3 protein-coding genes and 1 pseudogene are annotated in these 2,322 nt (G+C 70.2%); 2 read left to right on the top strand and 2 right to left on the bottom strand.

The features are described 5' to 3' along the window. A partial coding sequence (locus ABZ659_RS32580; protein WP_360227518.1) for a zinc ribbon domain-containing protein occupies positions 1–116 on the bottom strand: 116 nt, incomplete at its 3' end. Between the two features lie 12 nt (positions 117–128). On the opposite strand from ABZ659_RS32580, the pseudogene ABZ659_RS32585 reads away from it, so the two are divergent. Continuing rightward, a pseudogene (locus ABZ659_RS32585) lies at positions 129–845 on the top strand (helix-hairpin-helix domain-containing protein); the annotation flags it as partial. Positions 846–979: 134 nt separating this feature from the next. On the opposite strand, the gene ABZ659_RS32590 reads toward ABZ659_RS32585, so the two are convergent. Further along, positions 980–1,624 carry a dihydrofolate reductase family protein gene (locus ABZ659_RS32590; RefSeq protein ID WP_360227437.1) on the bottom strand — a complete coding sequence of 215 codons (645 nt, stop codon included), beginning with the start codon at positions 1,622–1,624 and terminating at the stop codon, positions 980–982. Between the two features lie 367 nt (positions 1,625–1,991). Here ABZ659_RS32590 and ABZ659_RS32595 point away from each other — a divergent pair. Continuing rightward, positions 1,992–2,322: hypothetical protein (locus tag ABZ659_RS32595; protein ID WP_360227440.1), on the top strand; the 331-nt coding region annotated here is incomplete at its 3' end.

A 2,322-nucleotide genomic window follows, 5' to 3' on the forward strand; every position in this document is an offset into this window, starting at 1 on the left:
TCGATGACCAGGCCGCAGAGGTCGCACTGGTAGGTCCGAACGTGCAGCGGCAGCTTGGCTTTCACCGCGCCGCACCCGGAACAGGTCTTCGAGGACGGGTACCAGCGGCTCGCCACGATGATGCGGGTGACATCGAGGGGCTGGGCCAGACCCGGGTCGTCCAGCTCGTCGACGCCGGGCTCGTCGCGGATCTCGCCGACCTGTTCACGCTGGAGCGTGAGCAGTTGCTGGGGCTGGAGCGGATGGGGGCGACCAGTACGGACAACCTGCTGGCCGCCATCGCCGCGGCCAAGGAGCAGCCGCTGTCGCGGGTGCTGTGCGCGCTGGGGATCCGCGGTACCGGGCGCTCCATGTCCCGTCGTATCGCGCGGCACTTCGCCACCATGGACGCTCTGCGGGCCGCGGACGTGGAGGCGGTACGGCAGGTGGAGGGCATCGGGACCGAGAAGGCTCCCTCGATCGTCGCCGAACTCGCCTCACTCGGCCCGCTGGTCGACAGGCTCGCCGCGGCCGGGGTGAACATGAGCGAGCCCGGCGCCACCGTGCCCCTCCCCCGCGGCGCCTCCGCCGTGGGGGGCGAGGGGGGTGCGGGCGGGCCGTTGGCGGGGATGACCGTGGTGGTCACCGGGGCGATGACCGGTCCGCTGGAGAGGCTCAGCCGCAACCAGATGAACGAACTCGTCGAACGCGCGGGGGGCCGTGCCTCCTCCAGCGTCTCCAAGAAGACCTCCCTGGTGGTCGCCGGGGACGGGGCGGGGTCCAAGCGGGCCAAGGCCGAAGGGCTCGGTGTCCGCCTGGCCGGCCCGGACGAGTTCGCCGCCCTGGTCGCCGGCTACCTCACCTGAAGAGGCGGCGGGGGCGAGGTGCGGCGGACGAGGACCCCGTCGTCCCAGCCGCCGCGCCTGGTCCCTCCTGGCGGCCCGGCATGTGCCGGGGTGGCGGCTGCCTGGTCGTGGCGGACCGGTTCGGCGGGCCCGCGTCACCTGCGCCAGAACAGGTGGTGGGTCATGCCGCTCGGGCTGGGGACGGTGTCCAGGTGGAACCGGTCGAGCAGGTCCTGCGGGGACCGCCACAGCCGTAGTCCGGATCCGAGCGCTACCGGCGAGACCGCCACGTGCAGGGTGTCGACGAGGTCGGCGTCCAGGAACTGCCGGATGGTGGTGACGCCGCCGCCGAGCCTGACGTCCTTGCCGCGGGCCGCCTCGCGGGCCTGTTCGAGGACGGTGGCCGGGTCGCCGCCGGTGAAGTGGAAGGTGGTGTCGGAGAGCGTGAACGACGGGCGCGGGTGGTGGGTCATGACGAACACCGGCGTGTGGAAGGGGGGCTCCTCTCCCCACCAGCCGCGCCACTCGTGGTTCTGCCAGGGGCCGCGCTGGGGGCCGAACTTGTTGCGGCCCATGATCTCGGCGCCGATGTTGCGGGAGAAGTCCCGGGTGAAGTAGTCGTCCAAGCCCCGGCTGCCGCCGGGGTCCGTGCGCATCGGCCAGCTCGCCGTGGCTCCGGCCCAGGCGAACAGCCGCTCCGGGCGCACATGGCCGAACGGCCGCTCCAGGCTCTGGTCCGCACCGGCGGCGACGCCGTCACTGGAGACGGTGAAGTTCATGACTCTCAGCAGTTGATCCACGTGCCTGTTCCCCTCGGGTTCCGTCACGTCCTCGCGCGGCGGGGCCCGCCGCACATCAGGACGTCGATCGGGAGGGGGCCGGATCGACAGCGGGCCGCGACTTTTTTCGCGAGTGTCCTTCCCCGTGGTAGGCGGTGCGGCTGCCGCCCACCTCGACACAAGGGGGTACGGGGGTGAGGCGGCTGAATTTGACGAGAAAACTAATAGCGGTAGGGACAGGGCGCGGTGGTTACAGGGCACCTCTTTTGTTGCCGTTTCACTTACGGGGCAGCCGAGTTGCGGGAAGGGGGAGTCCGTGCGGAGCCTTGGAGTAACAGGGTTTTTCGGCGAGAAGCAGGTGAGTGGGATGCCGAATTGGAGCAATGTCATGTCCGTTCCCGGCTGGTTCGGCTGGGAGGACCAGGGTGCCGGAGTCGCCCTCGGGAACATCCGGGGTACGGGTGACTCGGATGTGCTGGTCTTCCACATCGACAATCCCGGCGGAGAGAACCACGGCTACTACCGCATCGGGTGGAACATCCAGAGCGACGCCACGGTGGCTGGCGGGTGGACGGACGTCAAGGCGGTCCCGGGCTGGTTCGGCGGGGAGGACCAAGGCGCCGGAGTGGCGCTGGGGGACATCAACGGCACCGGCAAGCAGGACCTTCTCGTCTTCCATGTCGACAATCCCGACGGAGACAACCACGGCTACTACCGCA

Source organism: Streptomyces sp. NPDC006997 (genome assembly GCF_040635175.1).
Lineage (GTDB): Bacteria > Actinomycetota > Actinomycetes > Streptomycetales > Streptomycetaceae > Streptomyces.